The sequence below is a fragment of the Companilactobacillus kimchii DSM 13961 = JCM 10707 genome (assembly GCF_001435445.1).
Lineage (GTDB): Bacteria > Bacillota > Bacilli > Lactobacillales > Lactobacillaceae > Companilactobacillus > Companilactobacillus kimchii.
The window spans coordinates 189,831-197,565 of sequence record NZ_AZDH01000005.1; the positions used below are offsets into that span (position 1 = coordinate 189,831).

General features: G+C 36.1%; 3 protein-coding genes. All 3 read left to right on the forward strand.

The features are described 5' to 3' along the window. The first annotated feature begins 159 nt into the window (after positions 1 to 159). The 3 genes from FC97_RS03495 (at position 160) to FC97_RS03505 (ending at position 7,660) form a co-directional block, all read left to right on the forward strand. Positions 160 to 2,688, forward strand: coding sequence for a M1 family metallopeptidase (locus tag FC97_RS03495; RefSeq protein ID WP_056967804.1), 2,529 nt, complete (start codon positions 160 to 162; stop codon positions 2,686 to 2,688). Between the two features lie 297 nt (positions 2,689 to 2,985). Further along, a complete protein-coding gene (locus FC97_RS03500; protein ID WP_143442726.1) occupies positions 2,986 to 5,217 on the forward strand; it encodes an L-type lectin family protein in 2,232 nt (743 codons plus the stop codon). Between the two features lie 187 nt (positions 5,218 to 5,404). Next, complete coding sequence (locus FC97_RS03505) at positions 5,405 to 7,660, forward strand: hypothetical protein (protein ID WP_056967805.1); 2,256 nt, start codon at positions 5,405 to 5,407, stop codon at positions 7,658 to 7,660. The last annotated feature ends 75 nt before the right edge of the window (positions 7,661 to 7,735 follow it).

Here is a 7,735-nt window from a genome sequence, read left to right on the forward strand (position 1 = left end):
TCCCTCTATAATAGTATAAATAAAATTATATGGATCAATATGTTGCAATCAATTTTTTTGACAAAATTCGGTTATAATTGTTTCATTTTAATTGAAAGTCGTATAAAGTTAATATTATAGTAAATTAGAAAAATATTAAAAATAAATTAGAGGTAGCTCATGTCTGAAATCAAACACTTTTATGAAACATTTCATCCAGCACACTACGATATTTATATAGATATCGATCGTGGCGCTAAGACCATTTCTGGAACAACTAAGATTAATGGTGACGCTAAAGAAAAGACAGTTTCAATTAATCAAAAATACTTGAACATCAAATCAGTTGAAGCTGATGGTGAAACTGTACCTTTTAAAGTTGACGATGAGAATGAAGGAATTCACATTGATCTTGAAAAGACCGGTGAAACTACTTTAACAATTAGCTATGATGCTAAATTGACTGATTCAATGATGGGTATTTATCCTTCATATTACGAATTGAATGGCGAAAAGAAACAAATTATCGGTACACAATTTGAAACAACTTTTGCTCGTCAAGCATTCCCATGTGTTGATGAACCTGAAGCTAAGGCTAAATTCGATATTGCTATCAAATTCGACGAACAACCTGGCGAAACAATTTTGGCTAATATGCCAGAAATCCGTAACGAAGATGGTGTTCACTACTTCGATACAACTGTACGTATGTCAACATACCTCATCGCCTTCGCCTTTGGTGATCTTCAAGCTAAGAAGACTAAGACTAAGAGTGGTGTAGAAGTTGGTGTCTTTGCTACTAAAGCTCATAAAGCTAAGGAATTAGACTTCACACTTGATATTGCTAAACGTGCAATTGAATTCTATGAAGATTTCTATCAAACACCATATCCACTTCCACATTCATGGCAATTGGCACTTCCTGACTTCTCAGCTGGTGCGATGGAGAATTGGGGACTTGTAACTTATCGTGAAGCCTACTTGTTGCTTGATCCTGACAATACATCAATTGATACAAAGATGTTAGTCGCTACTGTTGTTACTCATGAATTAGCTCATCAATGGTTCGGTGATCTTGTAACTATGAAGTGGTGGGATGACCTCTGGTTAAACGAAAGTTTTGCCAACATGATGGAATATGTTGCAGTTGATGCCATTGAACCTGACTGGCACGTTTGGGAAATGTTCCAAACATCAGATGTTCCTGCTGCTTTACAACGTGATGCAACTGATGGTGTTCAATCAGTCCATGTTGAGGTTCAAGACCCAGCTGAAATCGATGCCTTGTTCGATTCAGCCATTGTTTATGCTAAGGGTGCCAGAATGCTTGTTATGGTACGTGCTTTACTTGGCGATGACAATCTACGTAAAGGTTTGAAGTTATACTTCGAAGCTCATAAGTATGGCAATGCCAAGGGTGCTGATTTGTGGAGTGCTTTAGGTGAAGCCTCAGGTATGGATGTTGGTAAGATTATGAACTCATGGCTAGAACAACCTGGTTATCCAGTGATTTCAGCTAGTGTAGTTGATGGCAAGCTTACATTGTCACAAAAACAATTCTTTATCGGTGAAGGTAAAGAAGTAGGTCGTCAATGGCAAGTTCCTTTGAACAGCAATTACGATGCTGCTCCTAAGATTATGGCTGATCAAACAATTACTTTGGGTGATTATGAAGAATTACGTAAAGCAAATGGCAAGCCATTCCGCCTTAATGTTGGAAACAACTCACACTTTGTTGTTAAGTACGACGAAACACTTCAAAAAGATATCTTCGATAATATCGAGACAGTTGATACTATTTCTCAACTAGGATTGCTTCAAGATCTTCGTCTTTTGGCTGATGCTCGTCAAATTTCATATGCAGATGTTGTACCAATGCTTGAAGGCTTCTCAGAAAGTGAATCATCAACAGTCACAGCTGCAATGTATCGCATTGCTAACAATTTGAAGAAGTTTGTTAAGCCTGATACTGATGAAGAAAAAGCTTTGCAAGCCTTCTATGGCAAATTGAGTGCTAAACAAGTTGCTCGTCTTGGTTGGGAACCTAAGGCTGGAGAATCAATTGATGATCAATTGACACGTCCATACGCTTTGAGTGCTGCTTTGTATGCTAAAGATGAAAAAGCCATTTCCGAAGCTCATAAGTTATTTGTTGCTAACAAAGATGACTTGGCAGAATTGCCAGCTGATATTCGTCTCTTAGTAATCAGAAATGAAGTTAAGAGCTATGGTAGTGAAGAACTAATCAATAGTTTATTGAATGAATACAAGACAACTTCAGATCCAAGTTACAAGAGCGATTTATCTGTTGCTATTCCAAGTACAACTGACAGCAAGTTGATTGGTGAAATTGTTGATAAGTTTGAAGATGCTGATATTATCAAGCCTCAAGATCTACGTGCATGGTATCGTGGTATTTTGAATAATGATGAAGGTCAACAAGCTGCTTGGGATTGGATTAGAAACGACTGGCAATGGTTGGAAGATACTGTTGGTGGTGACATGGAATTTGCTACATTTATCACTGTCACATCATATGCCTTCCATACACCAGAACGTTTTGAAGAATTCAAGAAGTTCTTTGAACCTAAGATCAATACACCAGGATTGACTCGTGAAATCACAATGGATATCAGTATCATTGAGACTAAAGTTAACTTGGTTGAAGATGAAAAAGATGCTGTTAATGCAGCTATCAAAAATACTTAATTTTTAATTATAAAAAATTAAAATATTTAAATAAAAAGTTTGGAGAAATGACAAAATGCCGTTACTTCAGGCTTTTTTGCTGTTTAAAGGTTAGATTGATAAAAATAATTTATTCAAAATAGAATATAAAGCTTGTCTAAACATGACAAAAAGTATTACCGCTTTAGTACTATTATATAAATATAGTTATTAATGTTAGCGATGCCATTTGTGAAAGGAGTGATTGATATCAAAAAATTACTAGTTTTATATGTAGGGTTCATTTTATTTGGCCTTTTTTTGATATTGAATTTTTCAATGAATACTACCCATGCAGCTGTTGCCACTCAAGTACCACTGTACAAGGTGTTGAGTAATACAGTAGATAATAAGGGTGTAGATCGTACCTTGCCTAAAGGGCTAACTAATATTAATGAGTTATTCAATGTTCCAGCAATTACCGATAATGATACTAAAGTGTTGGCTCCTAATGAAGGTGACAATAAAGGAAGTGCCGATGTTACCGTATTAACAGAATTAGGGCAATCTAATAAAGTTGGTGCCATTTGGTCCAAGAGAACGCAATCTGATACCAGTAAGCAAAACTATATAAATGTAGATAAACGTCAAACTATGTCTATGTGGATGTACTTTGGTGGTGCTGATACTTTTGGTGGTACTAATACCGGTGATGGTATGGCATTGGTTTTACAAAATGTTTCGGATAGTGCCTTTACCAATAGTGGTGATGTTGCTAATACGCCTGGTGAAGCCTTAGGTGTCTGGGGAACTGTAGTTTCACCAGTTGATGTTGTTACATCTGCTCTGGCTAAAACAGCCATTCAAAAGAGTTGGGCCATGGAATTTGATACCTATCCTAATTCTGGTACTTATGATAGTAATTTTGATAAGAACGTCAGTGGTGTCAACCATATTGCTAGCAATTATCCGGCTAGAGAGTCAACCTATGGGCTTGGGGCAGAAGGTGCTTATATGAATCATGATAATTTGATTACTAGTATCCCTACTGCAACAAGAACTGGTAATTTCTTAACCGATGATCATTGGCATCATGTGACATTGACATGGACACCGGCACCTAGTGGTTCTACTGATGCTACAATGACCTTGAATTATGATGACAAGAATATGGACGGAACTCCTAAGTTGGCCAGTGCCGGCAAGGTCAATACTAAAGTTATGAAAATTGATACAACAGCTTTTGATCTCAATGGTAGCAATAAACTCTATTGGGGCTTCACCGGTTCAACTGGTTCAAGTTCTGAAAATAATTTAATTATCTTTGAATCTATTCCATCTTTAGTTGAAGCAGATGCTACAACTTCAATTATTGATGAAACTTCAGGTAATCGTGAAATCACCGATGCTACAACTGATAATCCTAATGCTAACGTGGTCCATCAAGGAGACAAAGTTAGTGTAAACTATAATCTAAATTATTTGAGTGGTTCAAAGCCTTGGGAAAATATTGATGCCACAATCAATCTACCTGATAAAATCGATTACAGTAGTGCTTTGATTACTTATACCGATGATTCAGGCAAGACATCCACCGAAACGATTGGTGAATTTAGCGGCATGACTAATAATCAAATTGAGCATAAACTAGGTCAATCCTTGTACAAGACGGGAATCACTTCAGCTAATATTAAATTTGAAGGAACTGTTAATGCTGGTACAACTGCTACAGAAACCGATGTACCAGCAGCACATGCTAGTTTCTATGGTAGTGATTTGCAAAAAGATGTTATGACAAAGGCCTTCGTAATTAAGCAACCAAATAAAATTACGTTAACTAAGACTGGATTTGATGTCACAACTAGTTTTAATAAAGAAGTTTTATTAAATGGTAAAGTTTCTTATAGTGATAAAACTAAGACTGTTGATCCAACTAAATTGACAGTTGTTGCCAGTGTAAATGGTCAAGTTGCTAAAACCTCAATGAATTCAATTTTAGCCAGCAATTCAACGGATACTTTTGCTTTACCAGTATCTTCACAACTGTTTTCCAATTTACATGAAGGTGCAAATACTGTAACTATTTATGTTTACAATGATGAAGATTACAATGTTTCCGATACAATTACTTATACAGTAACTATTTCAGGAACTGTTTCCTTAGAGACTTCACCGACGAGCAACTTTAAAACTACGCAATCCTTTGGTGATAATTCAATTATTCCAAGAGAAAATGGATGGTCTATTAATGTAACTGACAGTCGTCAAAAGGGAGCAGGTTGGAAGTTATTTGCTTCGGCAACTCCTTTAGTCAATGGAGATAAGGAAACCTGGACTAATTCTAAGGATGGTCAAAGTTTGATTTTTGTTGACGGTTCTGGCAACACAGACAATCTGGTTAATAGTAAGGTTGAGATTAGTAGCGCAGTTAAAAGCCAGACATCGGCGCAAGATTATGATATCGATAGTGAGTGGTCGTCTGATGATGGGATTTTATTGAAACGTGGATCTTATGAAAATGCCGGTACGTATACTTCCACTGTAACTTGGAATTTACAGGATAGTATTTAAATAAAAAATCATGGTTATTGAGAAATTTCTCAAGCCATGATTTTTTTATGTATGAAAACGTATAAATGAAAAGTTTATAGTTTAAATATATTTTCATTAGATATATTATGGAGCTATTAGACAATTTTTTATAAAAATAATAATAGCTATGGGATTCATTTCCTATGTAATGGAAACAAAGGTAAGTATGAGGAAAAAATTTTTAAAAGTTCTATTTTTGGTGGCTTCATTGGGGTTGGCTATCAAGAGTGAACAAACAGTGGTTCAAGCTGGTACGTCACAACAGGATGCTATGCAAGAGGCACAAGATGGTTTAGCTAAGGCTCCAGATAATCTTGGGTTGAATGCAGCACAGTTTTCATATGGTGATTTTTCAGGATTCGGTAGTAGTGCTAGAAATAGTGCCATTTTGCAAAATTCGTCAATGCATTCCACAGGTACATCTTATGATCCATTAATGGCAATTAGAATGACTAATTACATCAATCAAGAAGGTGCCATTTGGTCTAATGTTGATAATGGAAATTACGTTAATATCAATAATAAGCAGACCTTATCATGTTGGTTATATTTTGGACCAAAACAACACATTCATAGTGGTGATTCGTTTGGTGATGGGATGGCCTTCGTACTACAGAATCCGGCTAATGGTGTTTCATCATTTTCTCACAATGGTACAACTATTGGAACAGGTGAAACTTTAGGAGTTTGGGGTATGGATACTGATAAATCTATCACATCAACTCAAAAGATCGCTGATACGGCTATTCAAGATAGTTGGGCTTTGGAATTTGATACGAATGATAATAAATCGAAGGCTTCTAATGATGATTTTGATGAGGAAAATGACATAACAGGGCAACATATTGCTTATGGTTATCCTGGCGATGCCAGTACTTATGTTAGACATGAGGCAGATTTAATTGGCTTAAGTAACTACTATTCTATGAACCATTCTGGTGTTCAAAATATTACAACATTGCACGATGGTAATTGGCATCATTTAACGGTTTCTTGGGATCCTACTACGTTCAGAATTACTTATAAGTATAATGATAAAAATTTGGATGGATCTAAGAGTGATACACCACTAGTATCAACTAGTGATCCAGTTCATGCGACAGAGTTTGGTGGAAAGAGCGCCATGTCTAATAAACTGCAATGGGGTTTCACAGCTACTAGTGGTTCAGCTTATGAGCCTAATTTAATTGCGTTGGAATCTATTCCTTCATCTGTTGAAGGAACGGTTACTTCAGATATCACTGATAATACCCAAAATAGAACTTTCTCTGAAACTGATACTAATCGAAATGTTAATTCAGGTGATAGTTTGAGTTTTAATTACCATCTACGTTTTGATAGTGGAGAGAATAAGTGGTTGAATGATGTGGCACAAATTACTTTCCCAAGCAATGTTACTTTTAAGAATAGCGACGCTAATCAAGTACTGGGTTATGTAACTTATAATGACGGTAGTGATGCTAAAGCTGAACCAATTTATGCTAGTGAAATTGATCAAGATACCGGTAAACTTAAGCACAGTATAGCTAAGGACCTATATGTCAGTTCTGATGGAACTTACCGTCCTTCTGAAGCCACAATTACGATTAATGGAGTGGCTGATGACGTTACTAGTACTACTAAAGTTGATTCTGTTAGTGCCCATTTTGATAGTGATAATTTGATTACGGATACTGATACACCTGATTTTACTATCAAAAAGGCTAAGACTATCGGTTTAGCCTTGGATCAAAGCAATCTAACAGTTGATAATAGTCATGACGCTAATATTACTGGAACGGTTTCATATGTTGATGGCAGTACTGTTAACAATTCTGATGTCACAGTTCATGAAAATTTGAACGGTAAAGACTTAGCCACTTCTAAATTAGACAGTAGTGCTGCCAGTGGTAAATTGGATTTGAATATTCCATCTGCTGATTTAACCCAAACAACTAACACTTTAAAAGTTTACGTTGAGGATGCTGACGGTAATGTTTCAACTACATCAACGGTGGTTATTACGAAAAAGGGCAGTTTGTCATTGAAAGTTGATGATTACTCTTTTGGAACTATTAATCAAGCAACGGCAGCAATGCTAGTTCCTAGAAAAGGCGATTGGAATATTGTTGTGAATGATGGTCGAGAAAATGGAACGACGAATCCTTGGCATCTATCGGCCACTACTTCGGGCTTATACAATGGTGACACGGCCTTTAATGGCAATTTAGTTTTCAAAAGTTCTAGTGGCTCGGAACAATCATTAACAAGTGACACAAGTGTTAACATAGCTAATGGTTATAAGAGTGCTGATGGTAATCAAGTTACTAATGTTGGAAAATCTTGGAATGATTCAGATGGTATTTTATTGAAGACGACGGGATTTAATTCAGCTGGACAATATACTGGAAAAATGAATTGGGTTCTTTCAGAATCCGTTTAAAACAAAAAAGACTCGAAAATGAAGTGCCCTAAAATTGTTAGACATAATCTAACAACTTTAGGAGCACTTTTTTTA